Origin of the sequence: uncultured Rikenella sp. (assembly GCF_947628055.1) — a bacterium.
Classification (GTDB): domain Bacteria; phylum Bacteroidota; class Bacteroidia; order Bacteroidales; family Rikenellaceae; genus Rikenella.
The window spans coordinates 13196-37061 of the sequence record NZ_CANQYJ010000004.1; the positions used below are offsets into that span (position 1 = coordinate 13196).

Consider the following 23866-nt stretch of genomic DNA (forward strand, 5'->3'; position numbering starts at 1 on the left):
GAGGGGTACGGTTCGAGTGCCGAGCGGCACTGATACCCGTCGCCCGCCCGCTTTAAAGAGAATTTCAAACGGTTTCGCTTCTGCGAAACCCGGATGAATTTCTGCGGGCGACGGGCTGAGCTTGCATCAATGTTTTTGCGTGCCGCAAGGCACTGCGGGCCGACGCCACCCCCGGCGGAGGGCCGCAATGTTCACTGCGCTCACATGCACCTCCGCTGGCGCCGGCCCTCAAACTAAACTGTTTGCATCGATGCCAGAGGATTGCGGAGCCTAAGCAGTCAGGTAATTACAGCCCGGAAAGCCCCTATGGGCCTTTCTTTTCAAAGAAAGAACGGTCACTCACAGCAGGGTAAAGATTAAACGACCGGTCAACGATAGTTATGCACATGATATTAACAATAATAGTAGCTGCAGGCTCCGGCACCCGCATGGGCGCCGAACAGCCTAAACAATTTTTACCCCTTAGCGGAGAGCCGATTGTGATGCGGACATTGCGGCGAATGAGCGAAGGAGTGGAAAAGTATTTAACAGATTGTTCACGGAATGTGGACGGAATAGTGGAAAACCGCATGTATGTGGATAACTGTGTTCATAAGTTAATATTAGTTTTACCTCAGGCCTATATTCCGCTGTGGCGGGAACTGTGCGAAAAACACGCATTTCACCTGCCGCACGAGATAGTTCCCGGCGGTGCGACCCGGTTCCATTCCGTGAAAAACGGGCTGGCGGCATATCCCGATGCGGAGATCGTGTTAGTGCACGACGGCGTGCGGCCATTCGTGGACGACGCAGCGATCGCCCGGGTGATCGCCGGAGCGCATGAATACGGGGCAGCGGTTCCTGCGGTGCCGGTGGTCGATTCGCTGCGGCGGATGACAGGTTCGGACGGGGAAAGCGTGTCGGCAGACCGGTCGGCTTACCGGGCGGTGCAGACTCCGCAGGGATTTCAGGGGAATCTGCTCCGTGCGGCCTATGCCCGGCCATACGACGAGCGGTTTACGGACGACGCGTCGGTGGTGGAGGCTTCGGGCTTGCTGCCGCGAGGAGTGGTGCTGACCGAAGGCAGCCCCGCCAATATCAAAATCACAACTCCGGTGGACTGGGCCGTGGCAGAAGTTTTGCTGAAAACAGAGTTTCCCGGCGGCGCAGAATTGCCAGTCACGTAAAAATCAAAATCACGACCCCGGCGGATTTGGCAATGGCAGAAGTTTTGTTGAAAACAGAGTTTCCCGGCGGCGCGAAATTGCCAGTCACGTAAAAATCAAAATCACGACCCCGGCGGACTGGGCCGTGGCAGAAGTTTTGTTGAAAACAGAGTTTCCCGGCGGCGCAGAATTGCCAGTCACGTAAAAAAGTTTATATTTGTAGAAAGATCGGCTTATTCCGCACGTCCGCACTCCGCACGGGAGCCGGTGAAAAGCGGCGGGCAGACCTGCGCAGGAGATGGCTCCGGCACGGCTGTTGATACGGAAATAGGCAGAACGGCATTTATCGCCCCGATGATTTTACAAACCCCGCGCTAATACCCGAAAACCATGATCAAGATACTCGACCAGCAGGCCTCCATACTTTCACGCTATGTAGCGCAGATGCGCGACGAGGTGACGCAGCGCGACCCGATGCGATTCCGGCGCAACCTGGAACGGACGGGCGAGGTGATCGCTTACGAGATCAGCAAAACGCTGAATTACAAACCTCAGACGGTAACCACGCCGCTGGGCGAGGCGGAAATGATGCTGCCAGCGGACGAAGTGGTGATCGCTTCCATTCTGCGGGCGGGGATACCGATGCACAACGGATTTCTGAACGTGTTCGACAATGCCTCGAACGCTTTCGTGTCGGCATTCCGCAAGTACAGCAAGGACGGGACGATGAAGATCGTGCTGGAACAGGTCACGACGCCGGATCTGGAGGGCAAGGTGCTGATTATCGTCGATCCGATGCTGGCGACGGGAGCTTCGATCGAGCTGGCCTATTACGCTTTGTTAGAAAAGGGCGGGGTGCCGTCGCACACCCACCTGGCGGCAGTGATTGCGGCGACCGACGGGGTGGAATACGTGCAGAAACGGCTGCCGATGGATCATGTGACCCTTTGGACGGCGGCGGTGGACGAGGAGATGACGGTCAAGTCGTATATCGTGCCCGGGATCGGCGATCCGGGGGACCTGGCATACGGGAAGAAGTTGTAGAATTTGTCGTTTCCGGAATACAAGGGGAGCGCTTCAGACTTTCGATTCCGCGCGTTTCCTCTTTGTCCCCTTTGTTCCCGTTGCTCTTGTACGCAGCGGACGGAAACACGCGGAACTCTTCGTCCGGTTTCATTTGTTTTGCGGGAGAAACTCCCTCATCCCTGATTTTCGATGATCGCGGCCGGTCATTCTTCGCCTTCCGCCGTGCGCGTCTCGTCGTTTTTGGTCATCTCCGCGACATCCAGAGGCTGCAATTCCCGAAAAGGCTGCCGCCGGTAAGGGCAGTCGCAGACCTGGCAATGCGCGCAATGCTTCTCCCGGCAGGAATCCGAATGGATCGAAACCAGCACCCGGCTTCCGAAGCCGTTCTTCAGCGTGTTTTTCAATGCTTCGGAGGCATCGTGCCCCTGCGCGATGTTGTAGTACCACGGCAAAGTCAGATCGCAGTCCACATACAGCAGGCTGCCGTAACGGATCGCTTTCAGGTTGTGGACGTCGATCCACTCCGTCTGCCGGTGTTCCGACACTAACCTCACGATCCGCTCTAACACTTGCCGGTCGGCCTTGTCCATCAGTCCGCCGATCGTTTTGCGCAAGATTTGTATCCCCGTAATCCCGATCAGCGTTCCGAAGATCAGGGCCAGCGCACTGTCTATCCAGGGAATCCGCGTAAAATAGAGCAGCAGCAGACCCGCTACCAGCCCGACCGTCGACCAGGTGTCCGACTGGAGGTGTTTCCCGCCCGCCACCAGGGCGATGGAGTCGTATCTGCGCCCCATGCGTATGCTGTACCAGCCGGCGATCCAGTTGGCCAGTCCGGAGGCGGCGACCACGACGATGCCAACATCCAACCGCTGGGGCATGGAGGGCTCGAACAACCGCCGCACAGCCTCGATCAAGATCAGCACGCCGGCTGCCGCGATCATCAACCCCTCGGCGGAAGCGGAGATCAGCTCCGCTTTCCCGTGACCGAAAGGATGGCCCGCATCCTGCGGTTTGGCGGCCAGGTGAAGGCTGTAAAGCGTGATCAGCCCGGCCGTGACATTGACGATGCTCTCCATGGCATCGGTCAGGATACCCACCGAATCGGTGAGGAAGAATGCCAGAAATTTACCGGCCATCAGTCCGGCCGACAGGATCACCAGCCCGGCCTGGACGCGTTGTTTGACTTTGTCTGGATCGATCATGCGGACAAAGATATGAAAATGTAACCTAATCCAGGCGGCGATATGATTTCCGTGCGGACAATCCGCCGCGGCTGTACAGCTGTTTTGCTTCCCAGGAGCGGCCTCTGCCATAAAAAGATCGGCGACCGGCGCGAGCCGGAAAAGGGAAAAATGCGGATATGGTAAAGTATCGAATCGCCTTGCAAAAAACATTCCGGTCTTTGCACCTTCAGGGTGCAAAGACCGGAATTCGGCCGACTGCCATATGAAGATCGGGAGACTGTTACAGGTTGTTCTTGACGCTGTCCACGATCTGGCCGTCGAGCAGGTTGACGACCCGGTGGGCATAGGTCGAATCGCGCTGCGAGTGGGTCACCATGATGACAGTCGTCCCTTCGCGGTTCAGCTCCGAAAGCAGGGTCATCACCTCCTGACCGTTCTTGGTGTCGAGGTTACCGGTCGGTTCGTCGGCCAGAATCAGCTTCGGCTGCGCCACCACCGCACGCGCGATGGCCACACGCTGCTGCTGCCCCCCCGACAGCTGCTGCGGGAAGTGGCCCGCGCGATGACTGATGTTCATCCGGTTCAGGATCTCGTTCACCATCTCCTTGCGTTTCTTGGCCGGAATGCGCAGGTAGATCAGCGGCAGCTCGACATTCTCGAATACGTTCAGCTCGTCGATCAGGTTGAAGCTCTGGAACACGAAACCGATGTTCCCCTTGCGGTACAGCGTGCGTTCTTTCTCCTTGAGCGACCCCACCTCTCTGTTCAGGAGGTAGTATTTCCCTTCGGAAGGGTTGTCGAGCAGTCCGAGAATGTTCAGCAGGGTGGACTTGCCGCAGCCCGAAGGCCCCATGACGGCGACGAACTCGCTGGGGGCCACCTCCAGCGAAATGTGGTTCAGGGCGATGGTTTCGACCTCTTCCGTGCGGAAGTACTTGCTCAGATTTTCGACCCGAAGCATCGGATCGGAGGTTTGGATGGTATTTTCCATGATTCGTGTGATTTGTTTTCGGTTAATCGGTTGTTCTACTGCTATGCTTAAATCGTGCCATAGGGCACAAGAATCTGTGAATCAACGGCTAACAATTTTCCGAGATTTCTGAATATGTCTAATAATTAGACATGCAGTGTCTAATTATTAGACAATTGCTACTCGGATTTGAGCGCCGTTACCGGATTGGCCGTAGCTGCCCGCCAGCTCTGCACCGTCACCGTGACTAAGGTAATGAAGAGTACGATGGCTAACGACACGGCAAAAACCCACCAGTAGATCGGTGTCCGGTAAGCGAAGGTTTCGAGCCATTTCGTAACGCCATACCAGGCCAGCGGAGCGGCCACCACGAAGCAGACTAATACGACGCCCACGAACTGGCGGTTGAACATGGCCAGAATTTCCGCCACCGTCGCCCCGAGGACTTTCCGCACCCCGATCTCCTTGCGTCGGTACTGCGTCTCGAAAACCACCAGCCCGAACACGCCAACCAACGAAAGCACCACCGCCAGCAGCGAGAAAATCGTAATCAGCGCCGTCGTCTTGCGCTCTTTCTGATAAAGGGTGTCGAACGCCGTGTCGTAAAAGGTGATGTCCACCGGATAGAGCGGATCGAGGCGGTTCATCACCCGCTTGATATGATCGGCTGCGACAAACGCATTCCCTTTGATCCGGATGAAGGCGATGCTCAGGTCTGTCCACGGCTCCCTGCCGAACTGGTAGAGGCACATCGGGCCGATCGTGTTGCGCAGCGAGGCGTAGTTGAAGTCTTTCACCACCCCCGCCACTGGAACCGGATCGCCGGCATGGCCTTCGATCCGGTCGTCGAGCGTCAGGTGGAATGTCTTCATCGCCGTCTGGTTCATGATGAACATGCCGTTGCGTGTCTGATCCTCTTCGTTGAAATCCCGTCCTTCTATGACTTGAAGCCCCATCACTTGGCAGAAGTTCCACGATACCGGGAAACAATCGAAGTGAATGTCCTGTCCTTCGCCGGTCTTCCGGCCCCAGCTCATAAAAAGGTCGGACGTTCCTATCGGCATCATGGCGAACGCCACGTCCTCCACGCTCGCATCCGCTTTCAACTCGCTGACCAGCATCGTTTTCCTGCCGGTTTCGGCCAACTCCCCGCTTAACGTGACGATCGCGATATTGTCTTTGTTCATCCCCGTGTCCATATTCCGCAGGAACCTGTTCTGCATCTGGAGGAACATGGCCGCCACGATCAAGGCCAGCGATACCACGAACTGGAAGCCGATCAGGACCGTGCGCAGCTTCCGTCCCCGCGGCGAGAGGCCGAAGCTCCCCTTCAGCACTAAGGCCGGCGGAAACGAGGTCGTGTAGAACGCCGGATACAATCCCGCCAGCAGCCCCACTGCCAAAGCCGCCCCTGCTGCCAGGAAGATCACGCCTTTATAGGTCGAAAAAGAAATACCCCCCGAAATCAACGCATTGAAGCCGGTATCGCTCAGCAAAAAGACCCACAGCAGTGCCAGTCCGAAAGCGAGCAGGGCGATCCCCACGGCCTCGCCCGCCAATGCTGTACGCAATGTCCCGATCGGAGACCCCAATACTTTCTGTGTGTTGATGCTCTTGATGCGCAAGGGGGTCAGCGAAGTCGAGAAATTCACGAAATTCACCGCCGCCACTCCGATGACCAACAGAGAGATCGCCAACAGCAGATTCATTGTCGCCCGATTGCCTTTCGGCGCATAATCGTATTCCGCCGTCATGTCGTAATAGGCATCCTGGAGCGGCTGGAGAACGAAGGTGTACTGCGCCCCCGCCCAGTCCGGCTTCCCGAAACTGTTGTAGCGCTCGGTCATCTGGCGGGCCGCTTCGGCCGGATCGCTGCCCGGATAAAGGGTGACATACAGGTTGTAGTTCCAGTTGCCCCACGCGTTCTTGTTCTCCTCCGGCGTGAATTTCTGCTTGATCGTATTGGAGACCGAGCTGTTGGCCGGGAAATCCTTATATACGGCTCCGATCTCGAACATGCTTTTGCGGCCGTCCGCTTCAGCCCGGTCTTCAAACGTCACGATGCGGCCCACCGCCGGCTCATTTCCGAACAATTTGCGGGCGAGGCTCTGCGGAAAGATCAGTTTCGTGTGGTCGTCGAAAGCCGCTTCGGTTCCCTCCGTCAGCTCGTAGCCGAAAACATCCGCTTCGTCCGGATAGACGTTCATGAGTTCCTCCTTGTAGGCCTCCCGGTTGCCGTTTCTCTCGACCGACAGGTAGGTCTTGCTGTTGTACGTCGTATGCATGGTTCCGGCCTTGATGGCCGGAGACCCGTCCAGCAGCACGTCGCACATCGGCCGCGAGAACAAGACCGAATGGTTGATGCTGTCCCGAATTTCGACCCGATAGACCTGCTCCGGGTAACCTTTGTCGAAACCTCGCTCGTAACTCACCTGCATCAGGATCACGATAAAGGCCGCGAAAGCCACGCTCAGCCCCAGAATATTCAGTCCGGATGCTAACTTGAAACAGCGCAGCGTACTCAGAAAGTTTCTTAGTATCGTTTTCATATTTCGGTTAGGTTATTTTTCGTCTATTCCCTTTTCACGGCACGGGCCGGATTCTCGACCGCCGCCCGGTAGCTTTGGCCCAGCACCGTGAGCAGCGCGATCGCCGCCGCAATCGCCCCCGCCGCCGCGAATATCCACCAGCTCATCGTTGTGCGGTAGGCATAGCGGCTCATCCAGCCGTCCATCAGCCACCACACCGCCGGCACCGCCACGACGAACGAAACCGCCAGCCACCGCAGGAAACTCGCACAAAGCATCCCGACCACTTCGCGCACCGTCGCCCCGTGGATTTTGCGGATCGCGATCTCCTTGCGCCGGCGCTCCACCGAGTAGCCCACCAGCGCGAACAGCCCGAGACAGCCGATGACGATCGCCAGCACGCTGAAGGTCAGTAACCGCGCCCGGAACTGGTTTTCCAGCTTGTACATCCGGTCGAACTGCGCATCCATGAACTCATATTCGTAAATCTCGTTCGGGAAGAACTCGCGGAACGTACGTTCGATATGGCGGAGCGCCGGTTCGATCTGCCCCGCGGCGATCCGGATATACGGATCGCCGCTTCCCACACGGGCCAGCACCAACGGCGTCACCTTCTCGGTCACCGGCTGGTGCTGGAAATCGCGGAACACGCCGATAAACCGCTCGTTCGGAATCTGCACCTCCGGCGCCACCGTGCGGATATAGTCGGCGAACGCCTGGTTGACGACCACCTGGTTCCATTGCAGCCGCCCGAAGTTGGTCTCCGAGATCGAATCCCCCTCAACCATCGGCACGCCCAATACGTGGAGCGTGTGCGGGTCGCCGTAGAGGAATCTCGGCGTGAAATCCACTTGGTCGTTGATCGGTAACGTATTCATGGTGCCGACATTCATCGGATTCCCGCCGATCAGCGACGCGTCGATGATCGCAGGCGACGTCAGCAGCCGGTCGCGGTAAGTGGCGAACCGTTCGGAGTTCATGAACGGCCCGCCCTGCACTTTGACCACATTCTCGCGGCTGTAACCCAGATCGAGCGTCGCAAGGTAACGCATCTGCTTGTTGATGATAAGCGTCGCTGCGATCAGCCCGATCGAGATCACGAACTGGAATACGATCAGCGCATTGCGTACCGCCGACATCTGCCGCCCGCCGCTCGACCGGTTGGCGAGGGCGTCCAACGGTTTCATCCGCGTCAGGGTGACAGCCGGGAAGATGCCCGACAGCACGCCACACACGACCGGTATCCCGACGAATAACACCGCCAGCACATCCCAGCTCAGCGAGAACGACAGTGCGCTGCCGAGCAGCGTCGGGTAGAGCGGCCGGAGCAGCCAGGCCAGCCCGAAAGCGGTCACGGCCGAGACGAAAGTAATGACCACCGAATCGCCGATGATGAAGGCGACGAGGCTCCGCCGGCTGGCCCCCATGATGCTTTTGATGCCCATCGTTCGGATCACCTCGGTCGAGCGTGCCGTGTAGATGTTGACGTAATTGATGACGGCGATCACCAACACCAATGCCGCGATGATCCCCAGCACCGTGAGCGAAGAGGGGTCGCAGACATTTCCGTTCGCGCGCACCTCGGGCGTGAAATAGCAGTCGTCGAAGGCCCGTATCTGGAGCAGTTCCGGACTGTCCGGCCCGCCGGCCTGCATAATGATCGTGTCGATGTCGCTCGTCGGCTTGTCGTAGTAGTTGGCCTCGACCATCCGCTCCAGCACCGCCCGCTGGAATTTGTCTCTGAACGCCGCCGCGTCCGTCCCCGGATGGACGCGGAAATAGCACTCGCTCATCCAGGAAGTCCACCGGTCATCCCGGTAAGTGGGCTGTCCGTTCATGATGTTTTTCAACAACTTCATGGTCAGAATCACCTCGGCGTCGTAGACCGAATTGCGCGGAATGTCCTCGAACACGCCGGTAATCGTAACCGGATAGGTGTTGTTGATCTCGATCTGCCGGCCGATCACGTCGGTGGTGCCGAAGAGCCGCATGGCCGCCGACCGGCTCAACAGCCCTTTCGAGGCGTCGGCCAGCGCGTCGGCCCCGCCGCCGCTCACCATCCGGAACGGAAAAACTTGCACCAGGGTCGAGTCGCCCATGATCACTTTCATGTGGAATCGTGTGCCGTCCGTCTGCTCCGGCACGGAGACGGTCATGCCGTTTCCACCTTGGATCCGGGTGGCGGCCACGACTTCGGGGAACTGCGTCATGAACTGCGCCAGCGGGTCGGGGCAGGTCGACCCCATCTCGTCGGATTCGAGTTCGCACCGCCAGACGTCGTCCATCGGCCGGGTGAAACAGGCGTCGTGACGTACCTGATCCATAATGAAAATGTACGTCACGATCACAGCGGCGAAACCGAAGGTCAGCCCCAGCCAGTTGATCATAAAGGAGAGCGGCCTGTTTTTCTTGGTGCGGAAGCTCTCGTTTAGGAATTTTCTGAACATATCGGGAATGTGTTAGCGTTTATTTACGGGCTGAAAAACTTTCCAACGCCGTGCCGTATCAGTTAATTGATTGTAAACCAATAACTGTACAGGACCGAATCGAAGCCGGTCGTCTAAAAATCAGACACCGTGTGTCCATTCCCTGGACAACCGGCCCTCCTCTATTCTATTCCGTTTTGAGCGCTGCTGCCGGATTGGCCGTCGCCGCGCGCGGGGGTGGAGGTCGTTATCCGTTCCGGAGAAAGTCCCGGAGCCTGGAAAAATCGTAAAAAAGTGGCAGAAGAAGCCATACCGTCAAACTCCCCCTGCCACTTCTGAGACGCATTCGCTGTCCGAATCGGATGTGTCCCGATGCCGGTTTCAACAGCCTGCCATTCTGATTGAGCGTTACGAAAGGCCGGGATTATTTGAGCAGCAGCACTTCGTTGTCGCCATAAGTCTCGTAACTCGACACGATCACCCGTTCGCCTGCGTCCAGCCCTTCCAGCACTTCGTAATACTGCGGGTTCTGGCGGCCGATCTTCACTGAGCGGCGGTATGCCTTCGTCCCGTCCGGAGACACCACGAAAATCCAGTTGCCCCCCGTGGTCTGGTAAAACGCGCCGCGCGGAATGATGATCGCCTCGGTGGGCTGCCCCAGCTCCAGGTTGATGTAGTAAGTCTGCCCCGAGCGGATGTTGTCGGGCCGTTCGCCGGTCAGGTAGCACCACGTGCGGAACTGCCCGTTGCGCACTTCCGGAAAAACGGTCTTGACCACCAAACCGAATTTGTTGCCCTGCCGTTCGACCGTCCCTCCCAGCCCCGGTTTCACCCGATCGATATAAACCTCGTCGATCATCGCCTCGATTTTATAGTCGCTCAAGTCATTGATCTGCCCGACCTTGGTTCCCGCCGTCACATACTGGCCCAACACGACTTCCAACATCCCCAGCTCGCCGTCGATATTGGCCTTGACGTTGAGGTTGTCCACCCGCTGGCGGATCAGCTCCATGTTTTTCTTCATGCTTTCGAGGCTGATCTCCATATTGACCACCTGGAGGCTCCGGAAGATCGAATCCTGCTCCTGACGCTCGAAGACCAGCTTTTTCTGTTTGATAACCAGCTCGTAATCCTCTTTGGCCTGCTGGTACTCCTCGTCCGAGATCAGCTTTTCTTCGTGCAAAGCCGCGTACTGGTCGTACCTGCGTTTTTTGCGTGTCACTTCCATTTCCAGCTGGAGCCGCTCCTTTTGCAGGTTCAGTTTCTCCTGCTCCATGCTCACGCGGGTGTTGCGCAGCAGGTTTTCCTTTTCGGCTAAGTCGGCCTCGCTGGTGAGGATCTGCATGTTCAGCTGCGGGTTGGTCAGCCGGACGATCACATCGCCTTTTTTGACCATCGCCCCCTCTTCGACTACCTTGACGTCCACATTGCCGCTTTCGAGCGGACTGACCTGCACTGTCGTAATCGGCAGCACGCTCCCGGGCACCCGTACAAAATCGTTGAACTGCCCTTTGCGCGCCGTTTCGATCGTCACCGTGCGGCTGTCCACCTTCAGCGACGAGCTGTGGTCGCCGAAGATCAGCCAACCTACGATCAGCAGCAGCGCTATGCCGCCCGCCACATAAGGAATGTGTTTTTTTTGCAGACCCTTTTTCTTTTCTAAAACTCTGTCCATGATCTTGTATCCTGTTGTTTTTGTTTTCGTTATTCTGTCCGTTGCCCGTCGGGGCGGTCGGGCCGATGCGCTGCGGTTCCCGGCCGGCACCCGGCTCGACAGCTATTCCGCAAGCAGGGGAATCCCTTTGTAGTAGTCCACTAACTTGCGTTTGACCTGCCAGGTCAGTTCGGCACGGAGCAGGGTCGCCCGAGCTTCGAGCAGCTGGTTGGCGGTCGTCTGAAGATCGAGCGCACTGAGCAGCCCTTCCTGGTATTTGCGCTGCGCCACCCGGTAGGCCAGCAGCCGGGCGTGCACCTGCTTTTCGGCCAGTAGCCGTTCGGAGTAGGCTCCGTTCAGGTCGAGCACCGCCTGCTCCACTTCGATGGCCACCTTGCGCAGGGTCTCGATATGGACCTGCTCGCTGCTGCGCAGGTTGTTCCGCATCCGGACGATGTTCGTCTGCCGGCTCCATCCGCCGAAAACCGGGATGCTCAGGCTGGCCGACACCGATTTGGAAAGGTTGTTCTTGAACTGTTTCGAGAAGGGCGTGCCTTCCTGCCTGAGGTTTTTGTAATAGTTGGTTCCGATCCCGGCGGAGGCGGACAGGATGGGAAAAAGGCGCGCTTTGGCTGTGGACAGGTTGAGTTTGGCGAGCCGCACGTCCATCATCGACATCCGCGTGTCGGGCAGGGTGGCCATCGCCGCGTCCACCACCCCGGCCACTCCGGCCGTTTCGGGGGCCGGAATGGCGATCCGCTGGGCGGTGTCGATCGCGATGGGCTCTTCCGGCGGATAGTTCATCACTTCTTTGAGTTTGAGCTCCATCGTCTTCACATTGTTTTCGACTCGGGTGAGGTTGTATTCGTCTGCGGCCAGCGTCGCTTCCAACTGGGCCACGTCTGCGGCTCCTTTGAGGCCGAGGGCCATCATCCGGCGGCCCTGGCGCAGGTTCTCGCGCGAGGCTTCCAACTGTTCGCGGGCCAGGGTCTGTGTGCCGAGGGTGTAGCTGTAATTGAAATAGGCGTTCAGGGTTTCTATCGAGATGTTGTCTTCCACTTGTCGCTGCACTTCGTCGCCGCGGAGTTTCGCGATTTTACTCGCGCGGGTGTTGTTGACGAGCTGCAGCCCGTTGAAGATGGTGATCCCTGCACTCAGACCGTAATTGTTGTTGAGGGTGTTGACTGTGGTGTAGATGTTGGTCGCGGGGTCGACGTTGCGCCCGAATCCGGTCGAAACACTGACGCTGCCGCTCAGGGAGGGCAGGTGCTGAAGGATGGCTTCGTGGTACGAGGCTTTGAGGTTGGCGCTGGCGAGCTGCTGCCGGACGGCGCGGGGGCTGTTTTCTATGGCGTAGCGCATGCACTCCTGCAGGTCCCATATCCGTGCGGTATCGGCCTGCCGGGCCTGTGCCCCGAGGATGGCCAGGGTGGCTGTAATCGCGAATGTGATCGGTCTTTTCATCGTTGATTGTATTTCTGCCCTATATATAAATGGATTCGTTACCTGTTTTTTCCGACCAATGGATGTGCCAAAGCAGATAAAGTTCTGATTCCCAAATATTTATTTTTCTATTGTATCTGACGTATTGTCTATTTTTTTGACACGACTGTCTATTTTCTTGACAATATTGTTATACCTTTATCCGTTGAACCGTTCGGTTATTCTGTACCCTACTGGATGGAACCGTACCTTTTCTGAAGAAAAGGTACCCAAAAGACTTTTGTGAAGCTACGCTACTCCTTAGGCTCCGCAGTCCTCTTTCTTTGCATTGGTTCGGGGCGCGGGAATCGGGCCGATTAAGGGCTGAACCTCATCATATCGGCCCGATTCCCCGCACCCCGACAAAGCAAAGACAAGGGTATCCGGCAGGCTCAAGAGATGCGCAAGCATCTCAAAAAGTTTTTTTGGTTCTTTTTGTTCACAAAAAGAACAGTATCCTCAAACATAGGGTAGTGATCAACCGAACAGTTAAAAAGGATAAAGATGAAGAAAGAAGGGACTATTGTCGTTGTGGACGACAACCGGAGCATGTTGACCGCCATCGAGATACTGTTGAACGGCATATTCGAGAAAGTAGTGACCCTCGGCAGCCCCAACCGGCTGCTCAGCACCCTGCGCGAAGTGAAAGCCGACGTACTGCTGCTCGACATGAACTTCAGCTCCGGCATCAACAGCGGCAACGAAGGGCTGTACTGGTTGTCGGAAGTCAAGAAAGCCGATCCCTCGATCGAAGTCGTGCTCTTCACCGCCTACGCCGACATCGACCTCGCCGTGAAAGCCATGCAGCGCGGCGCCGCCGACTTCGTCGTCAAGCCGTGGAACAACGCCAAACTCGTCGCCACGCTCCAGGCCGCACTGGCCCTGCGCAAATCGCGTTCGGAAGCCAAACAGCTCGGCGACATCAAACGCTCCTTCTCGCCCGAAAGGACATCCGAGAGTTCCATGTTCTGGGGGACATCTCCCGCCATGCAGCGGCTGCGCACCCTCGTCGAGAAAGTGGCCGACACCGACGCCAACATCCTCATCACCGGCGAAAACGGAACCGGCAAAGAGATGCTCGCCCGCGAAATACACCGGCTTTCGGGGCGGAAAGACGAATTGATCGTCACCGTCGACCTGGGAGCCATTCCGGAGAGCCTGTTTGAAAGCGAACTCTTCGGCCACGTCAAAGGAGCCTTCACCGACGCCCGCACCGACCGGGCCGGCAAATTCGAGGCCGCGTCGAACGGCACCCTGTTCCTCGACGAAATCGGAAACCTCCCCTACCACCAGCAGGCCAAACTGCTCACGGCGATACAGAGCCGGAGTATCGTCCGGGTGGGGAGCAACAGCCCCATTCCGGTGGACATCCGGCTCATCTCGGCCACCAACCGCGACCTGAACCGCATGGTAGCCGCGGGTGAATTCCGCGAAGACCTCCTCTACCGCATCAACACCATCCACATCGAGCTTCCGCCGCTCTCGCAGCGTACCGAAGACATCGTGCCGCTGGCGCAGATTTTCCTGAAACGCTACGCCGCCAAATACGGGAAGCCCTGCGCCGATTTCGACAACGACGCGCAGGCCAAGATGCTCGGTCACGATTGGGCGGGCAATATCCGCGAATTGCAGCATACGGTCGAAAAAGCGGTCATCATGGCCGACAGCGACCGGATTACGGCCGACGAACTGTTGATCTCGCGGCGCGAAGCGAACGACAGCAAGCCCGCCATCGCCGTTTCGACCCTCGAAGAGATGGAGCGCACGATGATCGCCGATGCCATGCACCGCCACGAAGGCAATCTGTCGGCCGTCGCCGCGCAGCTCGGCGTCACGCGCCAGACCCTCTACAACAAGATCAAGAAATACAACCTGTAACGATCCGCAACGATGTTCTATGCCCCGGTGACATTCCGATTGCTGGCGCTCCTGCTGCTCGTGGCGGCCGGAGCGGGGGCGACCGTGCTGTTCATTCTGTACGATTGGTACGCCTTCGCCTTTTTCACAGCGGCTGTGTCGGCCGGCTCCGTCATGGAGGTGCTCCGCTTCAACCGCAGGAACGTCCGCAAGCTGATGTTCATGTTCAGCTCCATCGAGAACGGCGACTATTCGTTCAAGTTCACCGAACACACTCCGGGGCGGCACGACACGCTGGTCAATGCCTCTCTGAACCGGATCCGCGACCTGCTCGCCAAAGCCCGCGACGAGACGATCGAACAGGAGAAATATTTCCAACTGATTCTCGAGAGTGTCACGACGGGGATCGTCATCGTCAACGAGCGGGGCAACGTGATGCAGACCAACCGCGAAGCGATCCGGCTCTTAGGGATCGAACCGTTCACCCATGTCGCGCAGCTGGCGCGGATCGACGAGCGGTTCCCGGCCCTGATGCGCGACATCGGAGCGGGAGAAAGCCGCCAGCTGGAGTGCAGCGACGAACGCGGTTCGGTCACCTTCTCTGTCCACGCCTCTTCGATCGTGCGCCGCGGCGAGCGGTTGAAGATTCTGGCCCTGACGGACATCGAAAACGAGCTGTCGGATCGTGAAATCGAATCGTGGACCCGGTTGATCCGGGTGCTGACCCACGAGATCATGAATTCGATCAATCCGATCACGTCGATCAGCGATTCGCTGGTCGAACGGGTAAAAGACGAAGACGACGGACTGATCCGGCAGGGACTGGAGACCATCGGTCGGACGGCCAAAGGGTTGATCTCGTTCGTCGAGTCGTACCGGAAGTTCACCCGGCTGCCGGCGCCGCAGCCGACGCTGTTCTACGTTCGGGAATTTATGGAGGGCCTTCGGTCGCTGGCTTTGGCGACGATACCCGAGGGGGCGCGACGGGTAGAGATACGGCTTTCGGTGGAGCCGGACGACTTGATTTTGTATGCCGACCGGGGGTTAGTGTCCCAAGTGGCGATCAATCTGCTCAAGAATGCAATCGAAGCGACGCTCGACACGGTCGATCCGCGGATCGATTTCACGGCCACGATCGACAGCCGCGAGCAGGTGATCCTGACGGTGGCGAACAATGGGCCGAGTATCCCGCCGGAGGTGGCGGAGCATATTTTCATCCCGTTTTTCACGACCAAAACGGGCGGGTCGGGTGTGGGGCTGAGTCTCTCGCGCCAGATCATGCGTCTGCACGGGGGCACGCTCAAGTACCGGCCGGCGGCGGAAGGCTCTGGCTCGGTTTTCATCATGACTTTTAAATAATCCTATGTTTATTTAGCACTGTGCCGTATGGGACTGTCGCTTTCTTGAAAGAAAGGCCCCATAAGGGCTTTCCGGGCTGTAATTACCCAATCCTTACGCTCCGCAGTCCTCTTGCATCAAGCTTTCTTTGGGCCGGGGAATAGATCGCTCTTCATATTGCGATCCTTTAGAACCGCCGACCTCTGCGGTGCCGCCGGGCACTCTGACCGGGAGTTTGCTCTGCCTTAGGGCGCGCGAGGTCGAACACGCAGAATTTTTATTATACGATTAAAAAGTAGGCATTTCTTATCGCTCATGCCGCGGGGCACTTCCTTTCTTGGGTGACCAAGAACCGAGCGGCGTACCGAGTGCAGAGACCGCTTGCGGGCTATGCCGAGGCAGCGCGAGGAAGACCGCAGGTCAAAGGAAGCAAAGAAGTCACCGGGAATCGGTTTCGCCTTGTCGAAAGCCAGTCGTTCAGCCCGGCTTTCTCAAGGCAAAACGCGACATTCCCGGAAGCGCTTTCGCTTGCACTTTAGATTTGTCGGGGGGATGGCAAAGGGGGGTGTCCCCCCTTTGATGCGCTTTTGCTTACTTTTGGGGCATACCAAAAGTAAGTGCCGGCCCGGCATGAGGGCTGCGAAGAAAAGGTTTTCTTAAAGAAAAGAGCGTCGGTTTGAAACGAGAAAAGGAAAGTTTTTCTGGTTCCTTTTGTTCACAACCGAGCAGCGTTCCGAGGGCAGAGGCTGCTTGCGGGCTATGCCGAGGTAGCGTGAGGAAGACCGCAGGTCAAAGGAAGCAAAGAAGTCACCGGGAATCGGTTTCACCTTGTCGAAAGCCGGTCGTTCTGCCCGGCTTTCTCAAGGTAAAACACGACATTCCCGGGGATGCTTTCGCGCTCAGAAAAATACCTCGGCTGTGATCTCTCTATATCTGGCCGGAGCCATCCCGGGCGACAGCCTGGGGCCACTGGGCACTCGAGCCCCAGTCGTTTGTGGTTTTATTGGCCGCTCTACCCCCAACCCCGTTAGCTTTGACCGTTTTCCTGTTGGAGTCCAAGTAAACCGCGCCCCTCGGTCGCGCGAGTCGCCGCCACCCCGCGCGGCGCGAGCAACTTCGACGGTGCTCGTTGCTCTTTCCGCTGGCGGCGACCCGGTACTATATAGAATCATTCTTTGCCCGCGTGCCGGGATGAACATTCTTTGTCCGCGCGCTGGCGGAAATCTTGTTCAAAAGCGCAAGCTGCTTTTGAACGATTTCCTTCTCCAGCTGTCGCGCGCGGGGTGCCGCTCGGCACTCGAACCGGGCCGCCTCTACCCTGAGAGCGGCGAGGAAGCCGGAGGCAAAACGAGCATAGCGAAATTAAAAGGTACGGTTCCATACAGAACAGTGTTAAATAAACCTACCATAAAACATCTAATCGCCACAGACAATCATCGTTTTTTGAATGCGACAGCCGGGGATATTTTCCGGAATATTGCGTTTTCGGGAAAAAAGGCTATCTTTGCACTGACACTACGTCGGGTCGGTTGGCCGAGTGGTTAGGCAGAGGTCTGCAAAACCTCGTACAGCAGTTCAAATCTGCTACCGACCTCCATGCAAGCGGGTTATCAATCATCTGGATTGATAACCCGCTTTCGTTTTTCCGTTTGTCACACAGACAGGGGCAGACATCCAGATTCGTCGGAATTTTCGTATCCCGACTGCCTACCCTCATCCGCAGATACGGTTTGTCCGTTCGGATACATTTGCCAATCGAATATACTGCCGTAATCCAACTTGATTGCGATCATCGCAGAAGCAAAATAATTTCATGGCTGTCAAAGAAATTTCACGGATTGACAGCATTGTCAGTAGATAGGTGCAGACAAAAAGCAGGTCGGAAGTATCCAATAGACTTCCGACCTGCTTTCTTTAGGATTGTAAAAACGGTTGTAACAAATGTTCTGCTTGAAGTATTGCAACACCGACTGATCTTACGGCGAACTCCCATCAACGCAGATGGAATCTCAGCCCCATTTATATCTGGATTGTAGCGGCATTCTTTATCAACCGTTTTTCGGTTCGGACCGGTGCTATATTCCCCGTGGGTGGTCTCTACTCTAAAAACTCGGCAACCGGCGCTCGAACCGGCCCTTGTGGGTTGCGCTTTCATTCAAAACCTCAACGGAACTCCAGGTCGAAAAATACAAATCTATCGCCCCGCCGCCCGCCGTATTTTGCGGAAACGCATACGCAACACACCCCAGAACGCCTCGCCGAAGATGCCGCTGCTCATCTTCGAACAGCCCCGCGTCCGATCGGTAAAAATAATCGGCACCTCCGTAATCCGGAATCCCAGCTTCCACGCCGAATACTTCATCTCGATCTGGAATCCATACCCCCTCATGCGAATCCTCCCGATATCGATCGTGCGCAGCACCTCCGCGCGGAAACAGACGAAACCCGCCGTGCAGTCCCGCACCGGTATCCCCAGCACCCGCCGCACATACGCCGAAGCATAGTACGACATGATCACCCTCCCGATCGGCCAGTTGATGACATTTACCCCCGTCACATACCGCGAGCCGATCGCCACGTCAGCTCCCCCCTCGCGGCAAGCCCTATAAAGCCGCACCAGATCGTCCGGATCGTGCGAAAAATCGCAGTCCATCTCGAAAATATAATCATACCCCTGCTGCAAAGCCCACTGGAAACCCGTGATATACGCCGTCCCTAACCCCTGCTTGCCGCTGCGCTCGATCATGTGGAGCCGCCCGGCATACTCCCGCGCCATCGCCCGCCGCACCACCTCCGCCGTACCGTCCGGCGAACCGTCGTCGATCACCAGCATGTCGAATGCTTCGGGGAGCGAAAACACCTTTTCGATCATCGCTTCGATATTCTCGATCTCGTTGTAAGTAGGGATGATAACGACCTTTTTCATCTTGCGGCTCGATAGGAATGGAATGATAAAGGTAGAATTTTTGTTTATCTTTGGAGATGATTTTTCCGAAAAATATGCGCCTCGGATTTTCGGTGCGGCAGGCGCTACGCACAGCTTTCTGCGCGGTGATCCTGTTAAGTTCCGGTTCCGTCGCCGCCCAGCAGCAGAAAAACGATGCCGAGGCACACAAGCCGAGGCAGTCGGTGCAGACCCGGCAAAAGTTCATGCTGGACAAGAGCGTCTTCGTCACCTCCGATTTCGAGCATCGCAATACAGCTGCCGATTTCGCCAAATGGCTCCGCACACAGGGCGTAGCGGCGTCCAATGCCTATAACAAGGCCCGCAACCGCATCACTTTCGTCAAAGTGAACGCGATCGAGGGGGCGGCAGGGAACGACGCGTGGCAGATCAGCGTCAAGACCCGGCGGATCACGGTGGCTTTTACCAGCGGGAATGCCTTGCGGCATGCGGTAGGGATATTGAAAGGCAGGGTGGTTCGGGAAGCCTCGGGCGACAGGTATATACCGGGCGGAATCGCGACCGACTGGGGGGCGCGCACAACGTCTCGGGATCACGATGCCATGACGGACGCGGCTGGAAGTTTGAGGTCGGTCGGCGACTTAGAAACGGTGGTCAAACGGTTGGGCGGACGCTCGAAGGAAGTTTATCTCATTTTGGTGAGTACGGACCATTGGCGCATGGAAAGTCCTTCGCTGGAAATAGCGGGTTCGGCGGCGCGCCTCTACCCGACCGACGGATACTACACGATCCGACAGCTGCAACAGGTGGCGGCAGCGGCGAAACGAAGCCATGTCGAAATCATACCCACTCTCGAGCTATTGTCCGAAAACCGGGCCTTTACGGCGGCTTTCGGACACTCGGTCTTTTCGGTGGAGGGAATGCGGTTAGTGCGGGCGGCCATCGAGGACTGCATCGACGCGCTGCATCCGTCCAAAATCTGTCTGGGCAGCATGTCGCCGCAGGCGGATATGCGGTACATGGAATTTATTTCCGACCTCGCTTCGATGTTGGGGGTGGAATTGGTCATTATCGAATCGTAGGGGCGGCGTTTTTTAGAGCCGTGTCGAATTTTTAGCCGAATACAACGAGTTATGCGGGCGGTGGTTCAACGGGTATCGAAAGCCTCGGTGGCTGTCGGAGGAGTTCCGGTGGCGGAGATCGGCCGAGGTTTGCTGGTATTGTTAGGCGTTTCGGTCGATGACGCCGAAGAAGACGCACGCTGGTTGGCGGCCAAGATCGCACGAATGCGCATCTTTGCCGACGAGGCTCAGGCGATGAACCGTTCGGTAGTCGAGGCGGGAGGCGAGGCGTTGGTGGTGAGCCAGTTCACGCTGCAGGCCTCCACGCGGAAAGGGAACCGCCCTTCGTTTATTGCGGCGGCCCGGCCGGAAGCGGCCATCCCTTTATACGAATCGTTTACGGAACAACTCTCGACAGAGATCGGGCGCCCGGTGCCGACGGGGCGGTTCGGGGCGGACATGCAGGTGGCGCTCGTAAACGACGGGCCGGTGACGATCGTGATCGACTCCAAACTCAGGGAATAACAGGGGTCTATGGCGAATTTAGACGATATAACAGCTCCCGTAGCAGCGGAATTCGAGACGTTCCGAAGGTTGCTGAGGGAGGCGACGGTTTCGGAACAGCCTTTCATGCGGCCGATCACGCGGGACATTCTGCACAGCGGCGGGAAACAGATGCGCCCGCTGCTGACGCTGCTGACAGCGGCGCTGCACGGGAGCGCGGCAGACCCGAAAGTACAGTCGGCGGCGGTGCTGGTCGAGATGATCCACTGGTCGACGCTGGTGCACGACGATGTGATCGACGAGGCTTATGTGCGGCGGGGGCAGTGGACGCCGGGGACGCTGCTGAGATCGAAATCGGCGGTGTTGGTGGGAGACTACCTGTTTTCGAAAGGGCTGGCGCAGGCTTCCCGGACGGGAAGTTTCGGAGCGATCCGCTCGACTACGCGGGCGATCGAGTTGATTGTGGACGGGGAGTTGATGCAGATGGAACATGCGCGGTTGATGGATACGACGGAAGCGGCGTATACGGATATTATCCGGCACAAAACGGCGGCGCTGATCGCTTCGGCGGCGGAATGCGGCGCCCTCCCGGCGTTCGGGGACGATGCCGATGCGCCGCAGGTGCGGAATATGTACCGGTTCGGGGAGTTGTTAGGGCTGGCGTTCCAGATCAAGGACGACCTGCTGGATTTCGGCTTCGCGGAGGACGGGAGCCGGCTTAAAACGGGGAAGGTGTCGTGCAATGATTTAAGAGAGCGGAAGATGACGCTGCCGCTGATCCATGCTTTGGACGAGATTCCGGCGGGCGAGCGGCGCAAGGTGCTGGAACACCTGCGGCGCGCCGCTGAACGCACGGATTCTGTGGAATGGCTGCGCGATTTCGTGGGGCATAGCAGCGGGGTGGCTTATTCGGTGCAGGTGATGGAAGGTTATCACCGGGAGGCGGCGGCTTTGCTGGCTCCTTATCCCGATTCGCCGGTGCGGCGGGCGTTGGAGGCCTATGCGGCCTATGTAGTGGGCCGGGCGTTCTGACCGGGGCTAAGGGCTCCGGACACGTCTTGGCTTCTGGCATGCCGTATTCAACCGCAAGGTCGGCAGGATAACGGCGACACATTCAAAATCTGCACGCCCCTTTTCGTAAACGCGATTATATACTTTATCGTACCAGCCATCCCTTGTCCCGATTTTTCGGCTCGCGCCGCCCCCCGGCCGTGAAAAACGGCCGAGGGCGCAGAGCCGAACTCGAAAGAGAAGAAAAGTACAATTATAATCGCGTTCGTAAAAAGGAAGGCGCCTCGCGGGTATAAATTATAATGATTCCTCGAGCCACTGCATCGGCCCCACCTGCCTTTCGACCGTGCCCGAAGAGAACTCCACCGTCGCCTCCATCGGTTCCGGCACGTTGAAATGCACCGCCCGGATCTGCGGCTCCGATGGCACCACGATCAGGTTCTTCTTTCCTCTGCGCATCACTTCGCAGTTGTAGCCCGCCGCTGTCCCGTCCGCACGTACGATGACAAAGGCATGATTCAGGGCCGCTTCCGCAATCAGCTTGAACACCTCGTGCACGTCGTTGTCCTGCGTATTGACCGGCTGCCAGCCGCTCACCATCGGCACATACTGCTCCCCGATCACGAAACGGCGCGTCGGATAAAGTCTCGGATGCGGATTCCCGAACGTAGGAGTCTCGAATGTCACCGTCGTGTCCGGCCCGCAGACCTGCTCCGCCGCCACATACGGATCCGAGATGAACGCCCACGACAAGTCCCCGGTCTCCGGATCCACCAGATTGGCGAACGCTCCCATCGCGTTGAATGTCTCCCGCAGCCACCGCTCCTCGCCCGTCAGCAAATAGGCGTAATAGGTCGCATAGCCCCGCCACGCGCTCCAGCCGTGCGGCGAGTTGAACATGTTCGGCAGCATCTGCACATCGTATTGCGCCTCCCAAAACCGCATGGTGCCCCCACGCCTGCGCGCATCCGGCACTCGCAGCTGCGCGAGGCAGTCGTGGCTGTCCAGCACCTCCAGCATCGCCTGCGTATAACGCGCCCGTTCCGCGGTGTCGCTCTGCCACAGCGCCATCAGTCCCATCTGCAGTGCCGAGCACGAGATCATCCCGTCCTCGAACGTATGTTCGCCTTCGGTCTGGAAATTACCCCTCGCCGCCACCAATTGATCCACTGCCCGGGCGGCTGATGCGTAGTGCCGCTCGTACCTTTCCCGCCACCGTACCGAATCCGGCGACGAAGCCGCCAGCCGCCGTTCGATTTCCGCCAGTTCCAACACGCTTTTGGCGATATAAATGACGCTCGTATAGATCGTTCCGCGATTGCAGTACGCCCCGTCCTCGCGCTGCGAGGTGCGGGTCAGCCAGTCGGCCAGCCGCGCCGCCCGCTCCAAGTCGAGAATATCTCCATACGCTTCGTATTTGTCGGACAGGATGCCGATCGTCCCCGCCGTATTCTGAATCCGCGAGCGGAAATAGCGCGGTTCCATCTTCACCGTATCGTGCAGCAGGCCGAAGAGCAGCTCGAACCGCTCTGTCAAGGCTGCATCGAGCGAATCGTCCGGGAACTCGCGCGCCGTGAGGAATGCGGTGTAAAAGCCCATCCAGCTTTCGACATGCGACGATGCTTTCTGGCGGTGCCTCAACGCGGCTTCGCGCCCGCGCTGCATGTACCACGACCACGGATGCAAGGCGCTCAGAATCCCTTCCGCACATCGATCCCCCACTGTCGCCCGCACCGTGTACAGCCCCGGCTGCGGCAGGTAGAACGGGTCCGACACGAACTGTCCCCGCCCCATATACCGCGCATAGACCGCGATCTCTTTCCCGTCCGAACTCCGGCGCACCGTCACTTTCGGCCGCTCGCTGGCCGATGGGGAGTAAAGTTCGATCTGAACTTTTTCGTCGGGCCGGTAGGAGGTCTTTTCAAACGAAAGCGTCGGCGCCTGCGCTATATCGCATACTTTCAACTCCAGGTCGTCCGGTTCCGCCACCGGAAAGAGTACGATGTCCCACGTTCTGGCCTCTCCGGGCTTCAATTGCCACAGGTTTTGCGGATGCCTCTCCGGCAGCGGCTGCGCATTCAGCAGATCGAGGTTCACTGACTCGATGCGGTGCCCCCAGAACCAGTGCGGCGCCGGATCTCGATAGCCCAAAGAGAAGTCCGTGCTCCACGAGGCCACCGGCTGCGGCGACGCGATCCCCAGCAGCGGGCGCCCCGCCCCCGGTGCCTGGAAATAGCCCCAGAAGTGGGTCTTTTCGCACCGCAACAGGGTCGGGAAATATTGGCCGAACCAGTCCGGCCAGCGATCCATATAGGCGTCCAGCCCCAAACGCAGCCCCGCCTTTTCCGGCTGCACCGGCGCGCGGCCTTCGTTTTTCAAGGTGACCCGCAGTGTCGGATTCTCCGTATCGGCACGGTACTGCAATGTACAAACGATCCCTTCGATCGGTACGGAACGATACAGCCCCGGCCCCGCGAGGTTCCATGCTGCGGTGGTGTCCACTCCGTTCGCAGGATCTTTCAGATAGAACGACGGCCCCCGGTATTTTTCCCGAATAATGAACGGGATCGTGTCGGTCTCCCGGCTGCCGTCGCCTGCGAAGATCAACCGCTGTGCGGTTCCGTCCGCACCGATCTCCCATCTCCATGTTCCGCCCGCCGGTGCGACGATTTCCTGCGCCCGGACGGAAGAAACGGCTGCGGCGCATAGGAATGACAGTGCGGCGACGGCTTGTCTTTTCGCGTTGAACATATCGGTTTGAAGAAGTCGGGG

General features: G+C 58.0%; 16 protein-coding genes and 1 tRNA gene. 9 read left to right on the forward strand and 8 right to left on the reverse strand.

What is annotated here, in order from left to right; genetic code table 11:
* Nucleotides 1-386: 386 nt before the first annotated feature.
* Together Q0Z93_RS00730 and upp are read left to right on the forward strand one after the other, a co-directional pair.
* Entirely contained in the window at nucleotides 387-1166 is a 780-nt protein-coding gene (locus Q0Z93_RS00730) for a 2-C-methyl-D-erythritol 4-phosphate cytidylyltransferase (protein ID WP_298061613.1), read from the forward strand.
* A 369-nt stretch (nucleotides 1167-1535) separates the two neighbouring features.
* Nucleotides 1536-2189 (forward strand): uracil phosphoribosyltransferase, encoded by a 654-nt coding sequence (gene upp, locus Q0Z93_RS00735; RefSeq protein WP_298061572.1) that lies wholly within the window; start codon nucleotides 1536-1538, stop codon nucleotides 2187-2189.
* Nucleotides 2190-2374: 185 nt separating this feature from the next.
* Here upp and Q0Z93_RS00740 read toward each other — a convergent pair whose 3' ends face one another.
* From Q0Z93_RS00740 to Q0Z93_RS00765, 6 genes are all read right to left on the reverse strand, one after another.
* Complete coding sequence (locus Q0Z93_RS00740) at nucleotides 2375-3376, reverse strand: cation diffusion facilitator family transporter (protein ID WP_298061574.1); 1002 nt, start codon at nucleotides 3374-3376, stop codon at nucleotides 2375-2377.
* 262 nt (nucleotides 3377-3638) lie between these two features.
* Nucleotides 3639-4319 carry an ABC transporter ATP-binding protein gene (locus tag Q0Z93_RS00745; protein ID WP_298061616.1) on the reverse strand — a complete coding sequence of 227 codons (681 nt, stop codon included), beginning with the start codon at nucleotides 4317-4319 and terminating at the stop codon, nucleotides 3639-3641.
* A 188-nt stretch (nucleotides 4320-4507) separates the two neighbouring features.
* Nucleotides 4508-6877, reverse strand: coding sequence for an ABC transporter permease (locus tag Q0Z93_RS00750; RefSeq protein WP_298061576.1), 2370 nt, complete (start codon nucleotides 6875-6877; stop codon nucleotides 4508-4510).
* A 23-nt stretch (nucleotides 6878-6900) separates the two neighbouring features.
* Entirely contained in the window at nucleotides 6901-9303 is a 2403-nt protein-coding gene (locus tag Q0Z93_RS00755; protein ID WP_298061578.1) for an ABC transporter permease, read from the reverse strand.
* Nucleotides 9304-9706: 403 nt separating this feature from the next.
* Nucleotides 9707-10957, reverse strand: coding sequence for an HlyD family efflux transporter periplasmic adaptor subunit (locus Q0Z93_RS00760; protein ID WP_298061581.1), 1251 nt, complete (start codon nucleotides 10955-10957; stop codon nucleotides 9707-9709).
* A 102-nt stretch (nucleotides 10958-11059) separates the two neighbouring features.
* On the reverse strand, nucleotides 11060-12400 hold the full coding sequence (locus tag Q0Z93_RS00765) for a TolC family protein (protein WP_298061584.1): 1341 nt from the start codon (nucleotides 12398-12400) through the stop codon (nucleotides 11060-11062).
* A 522-nt stretch (nucleotides 12401-12922) separates the two neighbouring features.
* Between Q0Z93_RS00765 and Q0Z93_RS00770 the strand changes: the two genes are divergently transcribed.
* The 4 genes from Q0Z93_RS00770 (at nucleotide 12923) to Q0Z93_RS00785 (ending at nucleotide 17210) form a co-directional block, all read left to right on the forward strand.
* On the forward strand, nucleotides 12923-14296 hold the full coding sequence (locus tag Q0Z93_RS00770; protein WP_298061587.1) for a sigma-54 dependent transcriptional regulator: 1374 nt from the start codon (nucleotides 12923-12925) through the stop codon (nucleotides 14294-14296).
* 12 nt (nucleotides 14297-14308) lie between these two features.
* Nucleotides 14309-15634, forward strand: a complete 1326-nt coding sequence (locus Q0Z93_RS00775; RefSeq protein ID WP_298061589.1) for an ATP-binding protein — start codon at nucleotides 14309-14311, stop codon at nucleotides 15632-15634.
* Nucleotides 15635-16804: 1170 nt separating this feature from the next.
* A complete protein-coding gene (locus Q0Z93_RS00780) occupies nucleotides 16805-17158 on the forward strand; it encodes a hypothetical protein (RefSeq protein WP_298061590.1) in 354 nt (117 codons plus the stop codon).
* Nucleotides 17137-17210, forward strand: a tRNA-Cys gene (locus Q0Z93_RS00785). The genes Q0Z93_RS00780 and Q0Z93_RS00785 overlap by 22 nt, the downstream gene beginning before the upstream one ends.
* A 597-nt stretch (nucleotides 17211-17807) precedes the next feature.
* On the opposite strand, the gene Q0Z93_RS00790 is transcribed toward Q0Z93_RS00785, so the two are convergent.
* Nucleotides 17808-18539 (reverse strand): polyprenol monophosphomannose synthase, encoded by a 732-nt coding sequence (locus Q0Z93_RS00790; protein ID WP_298061592.1) that lies wholly within the window; start codon nucleotides 18537-18539, stop codon nucleotides 17808-17810.
* Nucleotides 18540-18613: 74 nt separating this feature from the next.
* On the opposite strand from Q0Z93_RS00790, the gene Q0Z93_RS00795 reads away from it, so the two are divergent.
* The 3 genes from Q0Z93_RS00795 to Q0Z93_RS00805 are packed head-to-tail and all read left to right on the forward strand — an operon-like array spanning nucleotide 18614 to nucleotide 21115.
* The gene (locus Q0Z93_RS00795; protein ID WP_298061594.1) at nucleotides 18614-19600 is read left to right on the forward strand and encodes a hypothetical protein; all 987 of its coding nucleotides are present in this window, start codon (nucleotides 18614-18616) and stop codon (nucleotides 19598-19600) included.
* A 51-nt stretch (nucleotides 19601-19651) separates the two neighbouring features.
* Nucleotides 19652-20104, forward strand: coding sequence for a D-aminoacyl-tRNA deacylase (dtd, locus tag Q0Z93_RS00800; RefSeq protein ID WP_298061596.1), 453 nt, complete (start codon nucleotides 19652-19654; stop codon nucleotides 20102-20104).
* A gap of 9 nt (nucleotides 20105-20113) precedes the next feature.
* Nucleotides 20114-21115, forward strand: coding sequence for a polyprenyl synthetase family protein (locus tag Q0Z93_RS00805; protein ID WP_298061598.1), 1002 nt, complete (start codon nucleotides 20114-20116; stop codon nucleotides 21113-21115).
* Nucleotides 21116-21391: 276 nt separating this feature from the next.
* Here the strand turns inward: Q0Z93_RS00805 and Q0Z93_RS00810 are convergent, their stop codons facing one another.
* Nucleotides 21392-23845, reverse strand: coding sequence for a hypothetical protein (locus Q0Z93_RS00810; RefSeq protein WP_298061600.1), 2454 nt, complete (start codon nucleotides 23843-23845; stop codon nucleotides 21392-21394).
* Nucleotides 23846-23866 lie beyond the last annotated feature (21 nt).

Excerpts from the sequence above, each read along its gene's own strand:
- Q0Z93_RS00765 (WP_298061584.1), bottom strand. The coding sequence starts at position 12,400 with ATGAAAAGACCGATCACATTCGCGATTACAGCCACCCTGGCCATCCTC.
- Q0Z93_RS00790 (WP_298061592.1), bottom strand. The coding sequence starts at position 18,539 with ATGAAAAAGGTCGTTATCATCCCTACTTACAACGAGATCGAGAATATC.
- dtd (WP_298061596.1), top strand. The coding sequence starts at position 19,652 with ATGCGGGCGGTGGTTCAACGGGTATCGAAAGCCTCGGTGGCTGTCGGA.
- Q0Z93_RS00810 (WP_298061600.1), bottom strand. The coding sequence starts at position 23,845 with ATGTTCAACGCGAAAAGACAAGCCGTCGCCGCACTGTCATTCCTATGC.
- Q0Z93_RS00795 (WP_298061594.1), top strand. The coding sequence starts at position 18,614 with ATGCGCCTCGGATTTTCGGTGCGGCAGGCGCTACGCACAGCTTTCTGC.
- Q0Z93_RS00775 (WP_298061589.1), top strand. The coding sequence starts at position 14,309 with ATGTTCTATGCCCCGGTGACATTCCGATTGCTGGCGCTCCTGCTGCTC.
- Q0Z93_RS00750 (WP_298061576.1), bottom strand. The coding sequence starts at position 6,877 with ATGAAAACGATACTAAGAAACTTTCTGAGTACGCTGCGCTGTTTCAAG.
- Q0Z93_RS00745 (WP_298061616.1), bottom strand. The coding sequence starts at position 4,319 with ATGCTTCGGGTCGAAAATCTGAGCAAGTACTTCCGCACGGAAGAGGTC.
- Q0Z93_RS00730 (WP_298061613.1), top strand. The coding sequence starts at position 387 with ATGATATTAACAATAATAGTAGCTGCAGGCTCCGGCACCCGCATGGGC.
- upp (WP_298061572.1), top strand. The coding sequence starts at position 1,536 with ATGATCAAGATACTCGACCAGCAGGCCTCCATACTTTCACGCTATGTA.
- Q0Z93_RS00755 (WP_298061578.1), bottom strand. The coding sequence starts at position 9,303 with ATGTTCAGAAAATTCCTAAACGAGAGCTTCCGCACCAAGAAAAACAGG.
- Q0Z93_RS00805 (WP_298061598.1), top strand. The coding sequence starts at position 20,114 with ATGGCGAATTTAGACGATATAACAGCTCCCGTAGCAGCGGAATTCGAG.
- Q0Z93_RS00770 (WP_298061587.1), top strand. The coding sequence starts at position 12,923 with ATGAAGAAAGAAGGGACTATTGTCGTTGTGGACGACAACCGGAGCATG.
- Q0Z93_RS00780 (WP_298061590.1), top strand. The coding sequence starts at position 16,805 with ATGAACATTCTTTGTCCGCGCGCTGGCGGAAATCTTGTTCAAAAGCGC.
- Q0Z93_RS00760 (WP_298061581.1), bottom strand. The coding sequence starts at position 10,957 with ATGGACAGAGTTTTAGAAAAGAAAAAGGGTCTGCAAAAAAAACACATT.
- Q0Z93_RS00740 (WP_298061574.1), bottom strand. The coding sequence starts at position 3,376 with ATGATCGATCCAGACAAAGTCAAACAACGCGTCCAGGCCGGGCTGGTG.